A 16,930-nucleotide genomic window follows, 5' to 3' on the forward strand; every position below is an offset into this window, starting at 1 on the left:
GGACAGCGGCCGATGCCGGTTGAGCGAGGATGCCTTACGGGGTCGGTCGCAGGGCGTAGCTCGCGCTGTAGGCGACGACCTGCTCCGCCGTACCGCTGTCGAGGATCTTCGTGTTGGTGGTGCCGGCGTCCAGGACGACATGGTTCGTCGCGATATTGGTCACGACGTGGTTGTTGCTGATGAAGTTTGCGTCGCCGCCGGCGACCAGAACCATGGTCGGAGTGGCGCCGGCCGGCGTGACAGCCGAGGCGGGCACATCGAAGCTGATGAGGTTGCCCGAGAACATGTTGTTGTCACCGAGCAGGTGGATCACTCCGTACAGGTCGTCCTTGCCGTTGTTGTAGCCCTGCAGGGGCGGGAACCCTTCCGGCACGCGCCGGAAATGGTTGCCGACGATCAGGTTCTCCTTGTTGACCCCCTCGAAGTCGATCATGCCGGGGTAGAAACCTTGGAACCGGTTGCCGGTGATCGAACAGCGATTGCTGGTCTTCAGATGCACCATGCTGCGGCCGCGGGGGAAGATGTTGTTGCCCTGTACGAGCAGGCCTTCGGTGTTCTCGGCGAAGATCGAGAAGCCGACGAAGCCGGCGCCGATCAGATTGTTGGTGATCTTGCTGGCTTGGGAGGCGCCGGTCAGTTCGACGCAGCTGCCACATTCGGCGATGAAGTTGTCGGTGACGTTGAAGGCGTCCGCGCCGTTGTTGACCAGGGCGCGTTCGAGGTAGACGAAGCCCATGCCGGCGACTTTGAGGGCGTCGTTGTCGGAGGCGATGCGGATGCCGATCTTGCCGTTGCGGTAGGAGTTCTGGTTCGGCGTGAAGCTGACACCGTCGATGCAGAAGTCGCGGAACTCGATGGCGGCCAGCCGGGGGGCGCCACTGCGGGTGACCAGGAATGCCTCCGCGTTGCCGTCGGTGTTCTCCACCTTGATGTGGCTCGCGCCGGGCGACAGTTCGTGCCAGCCGGAGGTGTCGGCGGTGTTGTAGCGGATGCTCAGCGAGGCGAAGCCGTGCCCGGATCCTTTGATCTGCAGGTAGCTGATGTCGATGACGACGCGCGTCTTGAGCGAGTAGTCACCGGGCGGGATGTAGATGACGGCGCCGGGCTTGGATACCTGGCCGGGCTGGCTGGCCTTGACATCGGCGATGATGCTGTTGATCACGGCGCCGATATCGTTGTTGGCGTTGACGCCGGGCCGGCCGGGAATCGTCCAGCGGGTCACGTCGTACACAGTGGACACAGTCCACCGTCCTTCCTGGGAAAGTCGTGGCAGGGCGGGCGATCTCGGCGTCACAGGACGCCGATGAGTGTTTCGTGAGCCAGGGCCGGCGCGCCGATCGGTGACCGTGGCGCGCGTGTTCGCCGGTGATCGCCGGAGCCGGCGCGGTCGGTTGACCCGGCCAGCGGGCTTGCCAGGATCGGCGCGGCGGCCAGCGCCTTGAGTACCGTGCGCCGGCCGATGGGGTTTTCGTGGGCAGGCATGAGCCACTCCTGGAGTGGGGTAGCGGCGATTCGCGTGGGAACCCGGAATGACACGGCCGGGGCAGACCGATGCGTCCTCGGGTGGGCCGGCGATGCCACACCTGCAGGAGCGAGCGCGTGTCAGCGCAAGTCGTAGCACCGTGGCGTTGCTGGCGTCAACCGTCGCGATGGGCGGCCGCAAGGAGATCGCCGTCGAAACACCTTCGACACTTGACGGCCACACGACGTGCGATCTATCGTCTGCCAAAACCATTTGGCTTAACGTTTTGGCAGACGATCGGATCCGGGATTCTCCTGGTCGCCTGCGTTTCTTGGGCGCCGCGCGCCAGGCTGGTAGATGACCGCGGCGTGGTGTGCCTCGTCCCGCGTGTCCGGGCGCTCGACGGTTCTTGCCTTGCCATGAAGGAGCCAGTCCGTGTTCTCTGCCCGTCGCGGCGCGCGCTTTCCGAGCCGCAGCGCCATTGCCCCCTTCGATCCAGCCGCGTCCGCCGGCCTGAGCCGCCGGCGGCTGCTCAGCCTCTCCGCCGGTGCCGGAGTCGCTGTGCTCGCCAGTGCCTGCGGCGCCGGCGGCGACAGCTCCGATTCAGGAAGCTCCAAGACACTCACCCTCGCCTGCGAAGGCGGCGGCAAGATCGAGCTGCAACCGATCGTCGACAAGTTCCGACAGCAGACCGGCACCACCGTCACCCTCGTGGAGCTGCCCTACGACGGCCTGTTCAACCGGCTGACCAGCGAACTCGCCGGCGCCAAGGCCAGCTTCGACATCTGCGCGATCGACGCGGTCTGGATCCCGCTGTTCGCGGGCAAGCTCGCACCCCTCGACGACCTGTTCACGCCGGCCGTGCAGGCCGACCTGTTCCCCGCATTGGTCAAGGAGCCGCAGGTCGGCGGCCACTTCATCGGAATGCCCGTCTGGACCAACGCCGAGGTACTGCTCTACCGCACCGACCTGTTCGGCGACGCCAAGGAAAAAGCAGCGTTCAAGGCCAAGTACGGCTACGAGCTGACTCCGCCGGCCACCTGGGAGCAGTTCACCGACGTCGCCCAGTTCTTCACCCGCCCCGACAAGAAGCTCTACGGCACCGACGTCAAAGGCAAGGTGGAGACCGAGTGGCTGGCCCACGTGCTGCAAGCCGGCTCGCCCGGCGTGGTGCTCGACGACACCGGAGCGGTGATCGTCGACAACGCCCAGCACCTGGCCGCGCTGACCTTCTACGCGGATCTGCAGAACAAGTACAAGGTCAGCCCGGCCGGCGCCGCGCAGATCGACTGGTCGGCCGCGCAGAATCTGTTCAACCAGGGCAGCACGGCGATGACCCGGTTCTGGGCGCACGCGTACCGGCAGATCCCCGCCGACGCCGCGGTCGCCGGCAAGGTCGGGGTCGCGCCGATGATCGGCGGCTCGGCCGGCGTCGCCGGGATCCCCGGCCCCTGGTATCTGTCGGTGCCGCAGTCGTCGACCAGGCAGGATCTCGCCAGGCAGTTCATCCAGTTCTGCTATGACAACAACGCGCTGAGCCTGGACACCTCGCTCGGCCTGGCCGCGCGCAAGTCCGCCTACCAGCAGTACGCGGACAAGAAGGGCTTCGAGGCGTTCGGCCCGCTGTTGAAGACCCTCGACGCGTCCGCGACCCGGTCGCGCCCCGCGCACCCGAAGTGGCAGCAGATCGTCGACAGCGCATTGATTCCCATGCTGCAGAAGGCCGTCGCCCCGGGCGCCGACTACGCGGCTTTGCTGAAGTCGGCCCGTACGCAGATCGAAGGCATCATCAAGTGAATCGAGCCCCAGCCGCCGCGCGACCGGCCGTGTTGCGCGGACCTGCCAAGAGCAGCGCCCGCCGGCGCCGCCGTGGAGTCAGCGACAGCAATTACGCACTACTGCTGATCGCTCCCGCGGCGCTGGTGCTGCTCGCCCTCGTCGGCTGGCCCTTGTTGAAACTGCTGATCGACAGCCTTCACACCGGCTCTACGTTCGACCCCGGTGGTCCCCGCTTCGGCGGACTCGCCAACTACCGCGACCTGTTCACCGACCCCGCCGTGCGCTCCGCGGGCGTACGGACTCTGGTCTACACGGTGGTGGTCGTCGCGGCCGAGCTCGCTCTCGGTCTCGCGGTGGCGCTGCTGTTCTACGCCCTCGGCCCCCGATCGCAGGTCCTGCGGACGGCGTTCCTCTACCCGCTGATGATCGCGCCGCTGGTCGCCGGGCTGCTCTGGCGGTTCATGCTGATCGACAACTTCGGCATCGTCAACGAGCTGCTGACCCGGGTCGGCCTTCTCCGCGATCCGAGCGACATCGCCTGGCTGAGCAACCCGCACCTGGTGCTGTTCTCGGTCGCTATCCCGGACGTCTGGCTCACCACCTCGTTCATGACCTTGATGATCTTCGCCGGCCTGCAGTCCATCCCGCCGGAACTGCTCGAGTCAGCTCGCCTGGACGGCGCTCAAGGGCTGCGCCTGCTGCGCACCATCATCCTGCCGCTGCTGCGACCGGTCATCGCCGTCGCCCTGATCATTCGCGGTGTCGACGCCGCCCGCGCGTTCGACACCATCCTCATCCAGACCGGCGGCGGCCCGCAGTCCGCCTCCGAGACACTCAGCCTGCACATCTACAAGACGATGGTCACCTACAACGACCCGGGGTCCGCCGCCGCGATGAGCACCGTCTTCATGGCGGTGACGATGGTGGTTGCCCTGATCGCGGTCATGACCATCTGGCGACCCGGCCGGGAGTCGTGATGAGCCGCCGTACCGATCCCGCCCGGCGGCTGCGCCGCGCGCTGCTGTGGCTGCTGGCGATCGCCGTCGTCGCGGCCTACGCCTTCCCCTTCCTGTACCTGCTGCTGACCTCGCTCAAGCCGGCCACCGACGCCATCGCCGTCCCGCCGACGGTCCTGCCGCACCGCATCACCCTGGACAACTACATCACCGCAGTGAACCGGCAGGGCGTACGGGCGTCGTTCATCAACAGCGTGACCACCGCGACGCTGGCCACTGTCATCTCCCTGGTCCTGGCCATCCCGGCGGCCTGGGGCATCACTCGCTACCGCACCCGCGCCGGCCGGCTCATGCTCGCCGGTTCGCTGCTGGTCCGCATGGCGCCCGCCGTCGCGATCGGGGTGCCGCTGGTGGGCATTCTCGGCGCCGTCCACCTGATCGACACCCCCACCGGGCTCGCGCTGGCCCAGACCACCATCGCGCTGCCGCTGTCCATCTGGCTGCTCGCCAGCTTCTTCGAATCCGTACCCCCGGAGATCGAGGAGGCCGCCCTGGTCGACGGCTGCTCCCGGCCACGCGCCCTGGTCTCGGTGATCCTGCCGGTTGTCGCGGGTGGAACCGCCGTCACCGCGATCTTCGCGTTCCTCGCCTCGTGGAACGAGTTCCTGTTCGCGCTGCTGCTCACCTCGATCAAGGCGCAGACCACCCCGCTGGCCATCGCGAACCTGCAAAGCCAGTTCGGCCTCGACTGGGGGCCGATGACGGCGCTGGCCGCCCTGTACTCCCTGCCCGCCGTCGTGCTCACCCTGCTGCTGCAGCGGCGCATCGTGGCCGGCCTCAGCCTCGGCGCGGTCAAGGGCTGACCCCGCCACCCGTACGAAAGGAAACACCGTGACGTTCTGGCAAGCCAGCAGCCCGCTCGGGGGACTACCGAAGATCAAGTCCGCCCGGTCCCGGCGCGAATCCAGCTGGGACCGCACCGGCGGCAACCGCGACTTCGCGGTCGTCCCGGCCGGCGGCACCCACGTGCTGGCCGACCTGACCGGCACGGGCATCATCACCCACATCTGGCTCACCACCCGCTGCTATTCCCCGCAGTACCTGCGCAAAATCGTGCTGGAGATGTACTGGGACGGCGAAGACACACCCAGCGTACGAAGCCCGCTCGGTGACTTCTTCGGTGTCGGGCACGCGGTCAGCTCACACTTCGTCGCCCTGCCGATCAGCCAGGTGACCGGACCGCGGCGCGGCCCGAAAGGACCCTTCGCAGCCGCGATGAACTGCTATTTCCCCATGCCCTTCGCCAGCAGTGCGCGGATCGTCATCCGCAACGAGAGCGACCAGCCGATCGAGAACCTCTTCTACTACGTCGACTACGACCTCACCGATGAACCCGTACCGGACGACATCGGTCGATTCCACGCCCTCTACCGGCAGGAGAAACCAACGCAGAAGGTGGTGCACCCAGCCACCGCCGACAAGCCGGCCCCGTGGGATCTGCCCGGCGTGAACGTGACCGGCGACGACAACTACGTCATCCTCGACGCGGAAGGCACCGGTCATTACGTCGGCTGCGTGCTGAGCATCGACAACTTCGACGCCTCCAACCAGGAGTTCACCTGGCCCGGCGAAGGCGACGACATGATCTTCATCGACGGCGAGGTATGGCCGCCGTCGCTGCACGGAACCGGCACCGAGGACTACTTCGGCGCGGCATGGGGCTTTCCCAGCGGCGCCTACGCCGGGCCCTACCACGGCATCTCCCTGGCCAGCAGCGCCCAGGAACACTTCGGGTTGTGGAGCCTTTACCGCTTCCACATCGAGGACCCGGTCCGGTTCAGCGCGTCCATCCGGGTCACCATCGAACACGGCCACGCCAACGACCAGGGCAACGACTACTCCAGCGTCGCCTACTGGTACCAGCACCTGCCGCATCGACCGACCCCGGAACTGCCGCCGGTCGAGCAGCGGCTGCCCCGCCGGTGGCCGGAGCACGGGCTGTGGGATGAATAGGCGCTCCGCTAGCGTGGTGCCGGCACGGACAGCCGCGTCGGCACCCGGGTGGACATTCGAAACGGCATAGGTTGGGCGATGGGACGCAACGTAAGCATCCGGGACGTGGCCAGCGCGGCGGGCGTGTCCGTGACCACGGTCTCGCACGTGCTCAACAACACCACTGGCGCACGCGTCAGTGAGGTGACCCGCGAGCGGGTGACCGCAGCCGCCGCGCGGCTCGGCTACGCCCCGAACAAACTCGCCCAAGGCTTGCGGCTGCAGCGTACGCAAATCCTCGCCCTGCTTTCCGATCAGATCGCCACTACCCCGCACGCCGGGCGCATCATGCTCGGGGCCCAGGAGGCGGCCTCGGCCAAGGGCTGGGTCGTGCTGCTGCTCAACAGCGGCGGCGACCCGGACCTCGAGGATCGGGAGATCAGCGCGCTGCTGCAGCACCAGGTCGACGGGGTGCTCTACGCGACCATGTACCACCGGCAGGTCACCGTCCCGGACCGGCTCGCCGGCCTGCCGGTCGTACTCCTGGACGCCAGCTCCACCGCGACGGCCTATCCCTCCGTGGTACCGGACGAGGTCGGCGGCGGCCGCGCCGCCGTGCAGGAGCTGGTCGCCGCCGGGCATCGCCGGATCGGATTCGCCACCAACATCGATGACATCCCCGCCACGCATGGCCGGCTGGTCGGCTACCGGCAAGCGCTCACCGAGGCCGGCATACCGTTCGCACCCGAGCTGGTCGTTGTCGAGCAATCCGACACGCCCGGCGGCTACCGCGCCGCCATGGAACTGCTGCGCCGCCCGGACCGGCCAACCGGTCTGTTCTGCTTCAACGACCGCATGGCGATGGGCGCCTACTGGGCCGCCCACCAGCTTGGGCTACGGATTCCGGACGACCTGTCAGTGGTGGGCTTCGACAACCAGGAACTCATCGCCGACGGCCTGTTCCCGCCCCTGACCACAGTCGCCCTGCCCCACTACGAGATGGGCGCCTGGGCGGTCAACACGATGATCGACAGGCTGAGCGCGGTACAACCGGCAGGTCGCCGGCGCCGCGCGCCCGCGCACATAACCATGGAATGCCCGCTGGTTCGGCGCGACTCCGTGGCCGCACCGACCATTCCCTGAACCACCGCACCCGTTGCCCCGGTTCCGCGCACGACGCGGGACCGGTGGTCCACGCTGACTTCAAAGGATCCTTCTGTGTTCACAATGGCCAATGCTTGGTCGTGGGACTTCTGGCTGGCTCGCGAGGGCGACAGTTACCACCTGTTCTTCCTGCAGGCTTCCCGGGCGCTTCGCGACCCGGATCGCCGGCACTACCGGGCAGGCATCGGCCACGCCGTCTCGACCGACCTGCGCCAATGGACCCAGGTCGACGACGCGCTGGTTCACGACGACCGGCCGGCCTTCGACGACATCGCGACCTGGACCGGTTCGGTGGTCCGCGGCTCTGACGGGCTGTGGCGCATGTTCTACACCGGCGTCGGCAGCCCCGATGACGGGCTCGTGCAACGAATCGGACTGGCCACCTCCGCGGACCTGACCACCTGGACCCGGCACGACGGACCGCTGCTGGAGGCCGACCCGCGCTGGTACGAGCGACTCGGCGAGGCCCCCTGGCCCAACGAGGCGTGGCGCGACCCGTGGGTGTTCGCCGACCCCGACGGCGACGGCTGGCACATGCTGATCACCGCCCGCGCCAACCAGGGCCCGGCCGACGACCGTGGCGTGATCGGCCACGCACGCTCCACGGACCTGATCGCCTGGCAAGTGCAACCACCGCTGACCAGCCCCGGCAGCGGCTTCGGACAACTCGAAGTGTCACAGGTCGAGATCGTCGACGGGCAGCCAGTGCTGTTGTTCTCCTGCCTTCAGCCTGAACTGTCCGCAGCACGCCGCGCAGACGGCGAAACCGGCGGCATCTGGGCGGTCACCGGCGACAGCCTGCTAGGTCCCTTCGACACGTCGAAAGCCCGCCTTGTCACCGATGAAAGCCTGTACGCCGGCCGCCTCGTCAAAGACCCGCACGGACAATGGCAGCTGCTTGCCTTCCACAACCGCGGTGGCGGGGGCAGGTTCGTCGGCGGCCTTAGTGACCCCATGCCCGTCCGACTCGCCGACGGCACACTCAAGGCGGACACCACGACGGCGGCGACGTGCTGACCGTCCTCGGCGAGACCATCGTCGATCTGCTGCCCAGCGACGCGGACGGTGGCTTCCGCGCCCATCCCGGTGGCCAGCAAAGAAGACCTACAGGTTCTTTACCCGGACGAGCCAGCGACCGCGGTCGCCCGCCAGTGGGCCACTCTCGGACCAGAGCTGGTGGTCATCACCCTCGGCAGCGACGGCGCCTTCGCCGTTCGCGCCGGCCAAGAGGTGCACCGCACCGCACCGCCAGCGCGCAGCGCGTAGCCGACGGCCTCGGCGACGACCCGGGCGGCGTACGAGGTGATGATCTGATCCTGCTCCAGCGGTGATATGAGGTCGTTCCGCAAAAGGGCGCTGCCGTTCGCGCCGGCCGCGATCGAGACTGGTAGCCATGACCCGCTTCTTCTTCGTCGATGTGTTCGCCGACCGCCCGCTGACCGGCAACCCGCTCGCGCTCGTGCCCGACGCCGACGACCTGACCGTGCCACAGATGCAAGCCATCGCCCGCGAGTTCAACCAGTCCGAGACCACCTTCCTGCTCCGCCCCGGCGAGGAAGGAGTCGACTGGCGCCTACGCTCGTTCACCCCGGCCGGCGCCGAGGTCGACGGCGCCGGCCACAACGCCCTCGGCGCCTGGCTCTGGCTGGCCGACCAGGGCCTCACCGGCGACCAGCCGGCCGTCACGATGCGGCAACGGATCGGCGCCGAGATCCTCGCCGTCGAGATCCTGCGCGCGCCGGGCGAACCGACCCGCATCGTCATGGACCAGGGCATCCCCCAGTTCGGCAAACACGTCACCGACGCCGAACGGCTGACCGGCGCGCTCGGACTCGAACCGCGGCACCTCTCTCCCGACATCACCGCCCAGGTGGTCTCCACCGGCGTCGCGCACCTGCTCGTCCCGCTCGCCACCCGCGCGGCGGTCGACGCGGCCGTGGCGCAGAGCCGCGAACTGGCCGAGATCCTGGCGGAAGCCGGCGGCGAGGGCTGCTACCTCTACACCACCGCCGGCGACGACGCGGCCGCGTATGCCCGCTTCTTCAACCCGACCGTCGGCATCGCCGAAGACCCGGCGACCGGCACGGCGGCGGGCCCACTCGCCGTCGCCCTCATCCGATCCGGCCGGGCGCCGGCCGACGCGCCCATCTTCATCGAGCAGGGTCACCACCTCGGACGTCCGAGTCGCATCCGGGTGGACGTGGCCGTCGATCGGGTACGGCTGTCCGGCTCCGGACTGGTCACCGCGCACGGAGAGCTCCGGCTGGCATGAACCCCGGCGACGAGAAGCTCCTGGCCTTCGCGATCGATCTCGCCGCCGCCGCGGCCGGGCAGGACGAGCTGCCCTATGGCTCGCTACTGGCCGACAGCGCCGGCACGGTTCTGCATCGGCGTAGCTGGGAAGCGCCTACTATAACCCATCTTTCCCATAGGCAAAATCTTCCTACGTCAACACGGATCGGCTGGCGCCCGGACGTTAAGCGGCCGTGTCGCGGGCGAGGAACCCGCCGGACTGCCGCGACCACAGCGATGCGTAGAGGCCGCCACGCTCCAGCAGCTCGGCGTGGGGGCCTTGCTCGATGATCCGGCCGGCGTCGAGGACGACGATCCGGTCCATCCGGGCGATCGTGGAGAGCCGATGCGCGATCGCGATCACCGTACGGCCGGCCATCACCTCGTCGAGCGTGTCGTGGATGGCCGCCTCGGCCTCGGAGTCGAGCGCGGAGGTCGCCTCGTCGAGCACCAGGATCGGAGAGTCCCGGTAAAAGGCACGGGCCAGGGCGATCCGCTGCCGCTGCCCGCCGGACAGGCGCACGCCGCGCTCGCCGACGTGGGCATCGAGACCCGTTCGGCCGTACGCGTCGCGCAATGTGCCGACGAACCCGTCGGCGGACGCCCGGCGTAGCGCGGCCTCGATCCGCGCGTCGTCACTGTCGTCCGGGCCGGCGATGTTCTCCCGGACCGAGCGGTGCAGCAGCGTGGCCTCCTGGGCGACCACGGCGATCGCGGCGCGCAGGCTCTCCTGGGTCACGTCCGCGATGTCGGTGCCGTCGATCCTGATCGTGCCGTGCTCCGCGTCGTAGAACCGCAGCAGCAGACCGACCATTGTGGACTTGCCCGCGCCGGACCGGCCGACGACGCCCACCCGTTCCCCGGCGTCGATGTCCAGGCTCAACCGGTCGAGCCCGCCCACCCGGCCGCCGTAGTGGTGGCTGACGCGAGAAAACTGAATGGCCCCGCCGCGTACGGAAAACGGGATTGCCTGTGGTTTGTCGGCGACCCGCAGCGGTTGGGCGATGGTGCGCAGGGCATGGCGGAGCGCGCCGACCGATCCGAAGAGCGCCGAAACGGCGTCGAGCAGCCACTCCGCCATTGCGGTGATCCGGAAACTGAACGCGAGCGCGGCCGCGACCAGGCCCAGCGGCGCGGCATCGGACCGCCATAGCACGATGCCGTAGCCGACCAGGCCGACCAGGAGCGCGCTGCCCAGAGCCATCATGCCGCTGTTGATCGTCACCTCGACGCGCTGCAGGTCCAGATGCGCGCGCCGGGTTGCCGCGAACACCCGGCGGTCGTATCCGGTACGCGAATCCGCGCCGCCGAGCAGGGCGAGCGTGTCCACGTTGGCGTACGAGTCGACCAGCAGGCCGGTCAGCGCCGATTCGGCGTCCTGCAATCGCTCGGACGCACGCCGATACCGCGGCACCGCCCAGGCCATGAGCAGCGCGTACGCCAGAATCCAGCCGGCCAGCGGAAGCAGCAGCCGCACGTCGATCGTGGACATCAGCCACACCGACCCGGCGATGTAGGCGATCACGAAGACCAGTGTGTGGATCACCGAGTAGGCGGCGGTGGCCGCGGCGTCACCGCCGTCGCGCACCCAGGTGGCGATGCGTCCGGCGAGATCGTCGCGGAACCAGCCGACGGACTGCCGGGACACGTAGCGGTGCAGCCGCCACCGGACCAGCGGCCGTGCGCTGGCGCGGAACGCGATGTCGTCCAGCGCCTCGCCGGCCAGCGTGATCAACGGCCGGACCAGCAGCACGAACGCGGCGACGGCGAGCAGCTCGCCCCGGTGCCCGGACCAGAGGGTGGCCGGGCCGGCGGCGGCGAGCGTGTCGACCAGCCGTCCGCCGTACCCGATGAGCCACACCTCGATCGCGGCGCACAGGATGGTCGTGGCGACGGCCGCGACCATGACCGCGCGCAGCGGCCGCAGTTCTTGCCGCAGGAACCGCCGGACGCCGGCGGCGGGCGTGCGACCGTTACCGGCCGGGAAGGGATCGATGGGCGTGGTGAACAGACCTGACACGGAGTGCCCTTCCGGCGGAGGAGACGGACGGAGAACTGGGGAAACCGCCGGAAACCCTCATGATCGATCCCTTCTGGGTCAGGTGCTCACCTTTCGACCTCGCGAGCCTAGGAGATGCCGATCGGGACCGCCGCCGATTTATTCGCCGGGCAGCACTGCCGGTGATCGTGGCGATCTGGTCGCCGTCGAGGGTGCGGACCATGATGCCGTAGCCACGGCAGTCGCCGCGGATGGTGTCATTTGCCGGAGGTCGTACGGATCGGTTGGTAGCGCAGGTCGACGGTACGGCTCGGTGTGTCGCTGTCGCGCCGGAGGTGCAGTGGATGCCCGCCTATCGCGTCGTACAGCCGGACACCGTCGCCGAGGAGGACTGGCACTATGTGGATGTCGATCTCATCGATGAGCCCCAGAGGTAGCAGCTGCGCGCAGATGGTGGGAGAGAACACTTCGACGTTCTTGCCCAGCGCTGCGGCGAGGGCGATGCGTACCGCTTCGTCCACCGGGCAGGACAGGAACGTGATGTCCTCGGCGGGTTGGGCGTCTTCGGGATGGTGGGTGAGCACGAAGATCGGCCCCTTCCATGCGCCGCCGTAAGGGCGGGAGTCGCCGATGGCGCTGTCGAAGCCGTTGCGTCCGGCGAGAATCGCCCCTGTGCTTTCGATGTACTCGCGGTGCAGCCCGTCGCGGACTGTCGTTCGTTGCATGAATCTCATGTCGTGATCTGGGCCGGCGACGAACCCGTCCACCGACACCGCGAAGTGCATCAGCACCTTGCCGGCCGCGGGCTGCGGCGGCGGCGAGTACGGCTCTGTCTCAGGCATGACCCCTCCAAGTGATTGCTGTTTGCAACTAGGCCGAGGCTAGGCAATGTGGTGGTAAGTTGCAACCACTAGCCGGGAGGTGACCGATGCAGAGCGCGCCGCGTTCGGGATGTCCGATCAATGCCGCCGTTGAGGTGCTCGGCGATTCGTGGGCGGTTCTGGTGCTGCGCGATGTCATGTTCGGTAATCGCCGGTACTTCCGGGAGCTGCTCACGGGCTCCGAGGAGGGGATCGCGAGCAACATCCTGAGCAGTCGGCTCAAACAGCTCACCGCCGCGGGTCTGCTGACCCGCGAGGACGCCCACCGGGGGCAGCGGGCGATGTACTCCCTGACCGAGGCGGGCATTCAGGTCCTCCCGGTCATGGTCGCGCTGGGCAACTGGGGCCTTGCGCACCGGCACGGTTCCCCGCGGTTGCGTGTTCGCGCGGAACTGCTGCGCGACGGCGGTCCCGGCCTGGTGGCCGAGATGATGGACGAGCTGCGCGAGCTCCACCTCGGTATCCCGCGACCAGATCCCACTGCGCCGCGCCCGAGCGATCGGCTCCGAGCTGCCTACGACAACGCCATGTGCGTCAACGTTGCTCCGTAGAGCAGCGAATTCCTCGTCTGCTTCGAGGCGGCCGGTCCTCGCCACGCCGGTGCTGCACTGCCTTCGTACAGCGACGCTGCAAGCTACGGGCCGACAGTGGAGCTCGGTCTCCGGCGTTTGGGTCGCTTGTCAGGAGATCGGCACGCCACGTCGGCACGTCGTTGATGATCACGCCTCCGAAGTCGAGCCCCCGGGCGCCCGCAGGGCCGTGTCCAGACTGGAGGTGAAGATGCCCGCCTGGAGGCCGTGGCGGGTGTCGTTCGCGAGAGCCAGCGCCTCGCCGAGGTCGTCGTAGCGGGTGACTGCCACCACCGGACCGAAGACCTCTTCGGCGCTCACCCGCATGTCCGGGCGCGCGCCGGTCACCAGCGAGGGGCGCAGCACGCCGTCCGGCCGGAGATCTCCCCCGGCGGCGATCGTCGCGCCCCGCCTCTTCGCGTCGTCCAGCAGGGCTCCCCGAGGCGTGAATGCACCCTTCCCGGCCGGGCAGGTCTCCGCGGTTGGGGCTCTGCGCCCTGGGTCGGCAGCGAGACGCGCGACCATCGTTCGGCATGAACCTCGCCGGTGTTCATCGATACCTTTTGTTCTGATGTCTTCGATTCCGGAATGGCATGCAGGCTAATGTGACTACGCTTGGCCTGATGTGCTCCTATTGCCGGTTTCGTTCGAGAGGCAGAGCACCATGACGGTCTTGGTCACCGCGTTGTTCGTCCTGATACTCGTGTGGGTGTCGTGGCGATATCTACGCGACCGGGATCCGCTGCTGCTCGACGTCATGGCGATTTTCGCCGCGGTCGGGATGCTGTTCGTCCTTGCGGTGTTCAGCCGGGTCGTGGGTGAGCCACCCCGGCCGACACGCGGGCTCGTGTCAGCGTTGCTTCTGGCGCAGCCATACCTGACCTTGCGGCTGGTGCGCCGGCTACGGCCGGTGCCTCGATGGTTAATCGCCGCGGTAGCGGTTGGCTGGATCCTTTCGGCGATTCCGGTGCTTGTCCTGCCCCGCCCCTTGCCGTCGGTGATCATCTGGCCGTGCGTCATCGTCTTCTTCGCCGGCGAAACGACCGCGGCGTGGCTGTTCGCGAAGGAGGCCCGCCGGCGTGGCGGCGCGGCGCGCACCCGGCTGTGGTGCGCCGCCGGTGGCACCGCGCTGTTCGGAGCCGCACTGCTGATGGCCGGCGGCGGGCAGGCGTTGGCGGCGGACGCACGGGCGGTCGCGATGGTCTCGGCGCTGCTGTACCTGCTGGCGTTCGTGCCGCCGCACTGGCTGCGACGCGGGTGGTCATGGCGGGCGGCGTACGCGGTGATGCGCCGGTTGCTGGCCGCGCCGGTGCACGAGCCGGCGGCGCTGACCTGGCAGGCCTATTGCCAGGGCGCCGCGGAGGTTCTCGGCGCCGACGCCGTGGTGGTGTTGATGCCGGCCGCTGCCGGGACGATCCGAGTAGCGGGCGCGGCGGGCATTCGGTCGGCCGACTACGAATGCACCGGCCGGGACCTCGGGGAACTCCTCGCCGCTCACGGCACGATCGACGCCCTCGCCGGGTGGACGCATCCCCCGGCGGTCGCGGTCAAGCTCGCTCAGGTCACCAACACCCGGTTCGTGAGCGTGGCCGCGGTGAACACCGCCGACGGGCTGGGCGCGCTGCTGGTGCTCAACCGCTACCGCAGGCTGTTCGCCGACGACGATGTGTCCCTGTTCACCGAGTTGGCCGTCCAGGCGGGGTCGCTGGCCGGCCGGGCCCGGGCGCTGGCCGAACGCGAACGCCTCGCCGTGATCGTGGAGTCGTCCCACGACGCGATCATCGCCTTCACGGTCGACGGCGTCGTCACCAGCTGGAACACCGGTGCCGAGAAGCTCTACGGCTACCGCCGCGCCGAGGTGCTGGGCCGGCACGTGTCCGTTTTGTTCCCGCCAGGTGCGCAGGAAACCGAGGCGCGGCTGCTGGACCGCGTCATCGAGGGCGAGCGTATCCAGCAACATCGGGTACCGCACCGGCGCAAGGATGGAACCACCATGACCGTTTCTCTGACGCTGTCGCCGATCAGCGATCAGGACGGCCAGGTCACGGGGATTGCGTCGATCTCCCGGGATATCACCGAGCGCCAGCGCGCCGAGGCGATGTTCGAGGGACTGCTCGAGGCCGCGCCGGACGCGATCGTCGGCGTCACCCGCGATGGCACCATCACGTTGATCAACGCTCAGGCGGAACGGCTGTTCGGCTACCGGCGTGAGGAACTGCTCGGCCAGTCGATCGACGTCCTCGTCCCGGGCCGGGTCCGCGCCGGCCACCGCCTGCAGCGGGAACACTATTTCGCCCAGCCGAGGAGCCGGCCTATGGGTGGCGGGCAGGCGTTGACCGCGGTGCGGAAGGACGGCAGCGAGTTCCCCGCGGAGATCAGCCTCTCGGCGCTGGACACCGACCGGGGCCTGATCGTGTCCGCGGCTGTTCGTGACGTCACCGAACGACTCATCGCGCAGCACGAACGGGAACGCCTGATCGCCCAGGCCGAACGCGACGCCGGCGAACGTCGCCTGCAACACGCCCGCCGGCTCGAGAGCCTCGGTCAACTCGCCGGAGGGGTGGCGCACGACTTCAACAACATCCTTGCCGTGATCACCAACTATGCTGAACTACTCGCCGAGACCATGGAGTGCCCCGCACCCGAACCGGCCGACCTGGCCGCCGCCCGCAAGGACCTCGAACAGATCAGCCGCGCCGCGGAACGGGCCACCCGGCTCACCAAGCAACTGCTCGCCTTCGGCCGCCGCGACATCACCCAGGCACAGGTCCTGAGCCTCAACCACGTCATCGCCGACGTCGAGCCGATGCTGCGCCGCACCCTCGGCGAACACATCCACCTGATCACCAGCCTCGACCGGCAGCTCTGGCCGGTCTACGCCGACGCCAGCCAGGTCGAACAGATCCTGGTGAACCTCGCGGTCAACGCCCGCGACGCCATGCCGGGCGGCGGCACCCTGTCGATCGACACCAGCAACGCCGAACTCGATACCGACGACATCACCGGCGATCTTCAGCCCGGCCGGTACGTGCGGCTGCGGGTCAGCGACACCGGCACCGGGATGCCCGCCGAGGTCATCGAGCGCGCCTTCGAGCCCTTCTACACCACCAAACCGAAAGGCTCCGGTACCGGTCTCGGCCTGGCCACCGTGTACGGCATCGCCACCGCGGCCGGCGGGGACGTGCACCTGTACTCCGAAGCCGGAATCGGCACCACTGTTACCGTGGTGCTTCCCGCCGTCGACGCGCCCGCCGACACGGACACCACGATCGCGGTGCCCGACAGCACGCCCGCCGCCGACACGCCGGCGACCGAGACGATCCTGCTCGTCGAGGACGAAGACGCCCTGCGCCAGGTGGCCACCCGCATCCTCGCCCGCGCCGGCTACCACGTGCTTGCGGCCACCGGCGGCGCGCAGGCCATCCACATCGCCCAAACCCACCCCGACCCCATTGACCTCATGCTCACCGACGTGATCATGCCGAAGATGATGGGCAACGAAGTTGCCGCGCACGTCCAAGCCATCCGGCCGGACCTGCCTGTGCTCTACATGTCCGGCTACGCCGAACCGGTACTCACCGAGAACGGCACCCTGCAGGACGGCGTCACCATCATCGAAAAGCCCTTCACCAGCCGCGAACTGCTCCACCGCGTCCACACCACCCTGCGCCAAACCCGGCCCGACGCCTCGGCCGAACCGGCCACACGCTCGCGGCCGCTGCCGCCGTCGAAACAACACAGCCACCACGGCGCCGGCGCCTGAAGGTCTACGGCCGAGCAAGGATCGCGTACCTCAAAGACGCTCCCGACCTCGTCACCCAACTCGCTGTACCGCA

The 16,930-nt window shown here is 68.6% G+C and carries 14 protein-coding genes; 9 read left to right on the forward strand and 5 right to left on the reverse strand.

Features of this window, described 5'->3' with window-relative positions:
- Positions 1 to 34 precede the first annotated feature (34 nt).
- Together ACIA5D_RS25700 and ACIA5D_RS25705 are read right to left on the reverse strand one after the other, a co-directional pair.
- Positions 35 to 1,240 carry a NosD domain-containing protein gene (locus tag ACIA5D_RS25700; RefSeq protein ID WP_396032723.1) on the reverse strand — a complete coding sequence of 402 codons (1,206 nt, stop codon included), beginning with the start codon at positions 1,238 to 1,240 and terminating at the stop codon, positions 35 to 37.
- Positions 1,241 to 1,290: 50 nt separating this feature from the next.
- The gene (locus tag ACIA5D_RS25705; protein WP_396032724.1) at positions 1,291 to 1,482 is read right to left on the reverse strand and encodes a hypothetical protein; all 192 of its coding nucleotides are present in this window, start codon (positions 1,480 to 1,482) and stop codon (positions 1,291 to 1,293) included.
- Between the two features lie 415 nt (positions 1,483 to 1,897).
- Between ACIA5D_RS25705 and ACIA5D_RS25710 the strand changes: the two genes are divergently transcribed.
- The 7 genes from ACIA5D_RS25710 (at position 1,898) to ACIA5D_RS25740 (ending at position 9,625) form a co-directional block, all read left to right on the forward strand.
- Entirely contained in the window at positions 1,898 to 3,259 is a 1,362-nt protein-coding gene (locus ACIA5D_RS25710) for an ABC transporter substrate-binding protein (protein ID WP_396032725.1), read from the forward strand.
- Positions 3,256 to 4,218: a carbohydrate ABC transporter permease gene (locus ACIA5D_RS25715; protein ID WP_396032726.1), complete on the forward strand. Its 963-nt coding sequence runs from the start codon at positions 3,256 to 3,258 to the stop codon at positions 4,216 to 4,218. Before ACIA5D_RS25710 ends, ACIA5D_RS25715 begins: the two co-directional genes overlap by 4 nt.
- Complete coding sequence (locus ACIA5D_RS25720; protein WP_396032727.1) at positions 4,218 to 5,060, forward strand: carbohydrate ABC transporter permease; 843 nt, start codon at positions 4,218 to 4,220, stop codon at positions 5,058 to 5,060. Before ACIA5D_RS25715 ends, ACIA5D_RS25720 begins: the two co-directional genes overlap by 1 nt.
- A 28-nt stretch (positions 5,061 to 5,088) precedes the next feature.
- On the forward strand, positions 5,089 to 6,210 hold the full coding sequence (locus ACIA5D_RS25725) for a glycoside hydrolase family 172 protein (RefSeq protein ID WP_396032728.1): 1,122 nt from the start codon (positions 5,089 to 5,091) through the stop codon (positions 6,208 to 6,210).
- 78 nt (positions 6,211 to 6,288) lie between these two features.
- Positions 6,289 to 7,332 carry a LacI family DNA-binding transcriptional regulator gene (locus ACIA5D_RS25730; RefSeq protein ID WP_396032729.1) on the forward strand — a complete coding sequence of 348 codons (1,044 nt, stop codon included), beginning with the start codon at positions 6,289 to 6,291 and terminating at the stop codon, positions 7,330 to 7,332.
- 84 nt (positions 7,333 to 7,416) lie between these two features.
- Positions 7,417 to 8,370 (forward strand): glycosyl hydrolase family 32, encoded by a 954-nt coding sequence (locus ACIA5D_RS25735; protein WP_396033077.1) that lies wholly within the window; start codon positions 7,417 to 7,419, stop codon positions 8,368 to 8,370.
- 376 nt (positions 8,371 to 8,746) lie between these two features.
- Positions 8,747 to 9,625 carry a PhzF family phenazine biosynthesis protein gene (locus ACIA5D_RS25740; protein WP_396032730.1) on the forward strand — a complete coding sequence of 293 codons (879 nt, stop codon included), beginning with the start codon at positions 8,747 to 8,749 and terminating at the stop codon, positions 9,623 to 9,625.
- A 204-nt stretch (positions 9,626 to 9,829) separates the two neighbouring features.
- Here the strand turns inward: ACIA5D_RS25740 and ACIA5D_RS25745 are convergent, their stop codons facing one another.
- Positions 9,830 to 11,665, reverse strand: a complete 1,836-nt coding sequence (locus ACIA5D_RS25745) for an ABC transporter ATP-binding protein (RefSeq protein ID WP_396032731.1) — start codon at positions 11,663 to 11,665, stop codon at positions 9,830 to 9,832.
- A 236-nt stretch (positions 11,666 to 11,901) separates the two neighbouring features.
- Positions 11,902 to 12,429, reverse strand: coding sequence for a dihydrofolate reductase family protein (locus ACIA5D_RS25750; protein WP_396032732.1), 528 nt, complete (start codon positions 12,427 to 12,429; stop codon positions 11,902 to 11,904).
- Positions 12,430 to 12,572: 143 nt separating this feature from the next.
- Here ACIA5D_RS25750 and ACIA5D_RS25755 point away from each other — a divergent pair, with 143 nt between their 5' ends.
- Positions 12,573 to 13,076: a winged helix-turn-helix transcriptional regulator gene (locus ACIA5D_RS25755; RefSeq protein ID WP_396032733.1), complete on the forward strand. Its 504-nt coding sequence runs from the start codon at positions 12,573 to 12,575 to the stop codon at positions 13,074 to 13,076.
- Positions 13,077 to 13,244: 168 nt separating this feature from the next.
- Here ACIA5D_RS25755 and ACIA5D_RS25760 read toward each other — a convergent pair whose 3' ends face one another.
- A complete protein-coding gene (locus tag ACIA5D_RS25760; RefSeq protein WP_396032734.1) occupies positions 13,245 to 13,619 on the reverse strand; it encodes an aldehyde dehydrogenase family protein in 375 nt (124 codons plus the stop codon).
- Positions 13,620 to 13,758: 139 nt separating this feature from the next.
- On the opposite strand from ACIA5D_RS25760, the gene ACIA5D_RS25765 reads away from it, so the two are divergent.
- The gene (locus ACIA5D_RS25765; protein ID WP_396032735.1) at positions 13,759 to 16,857 is read left to right on the forward strand and encodes a PAS domain S-box protein; all 3,099 of its coding nucleotides are present in this window, start codon (positions 13,759 to 13,761) and stop codon (positions 16,855 to 16,857) included.
- Positions 16,858 to 16,930 lie beyond the last annotated feature (73 nt).

This window comes from Actinoplanes sp. NPDC051513 (genome assembly GCF_044454685.1).
GTDB lineage: Bacteria > Actinomycetota > Actinomycetes > Mycobacteriales > Micromonosporaceae > Actinoplanes.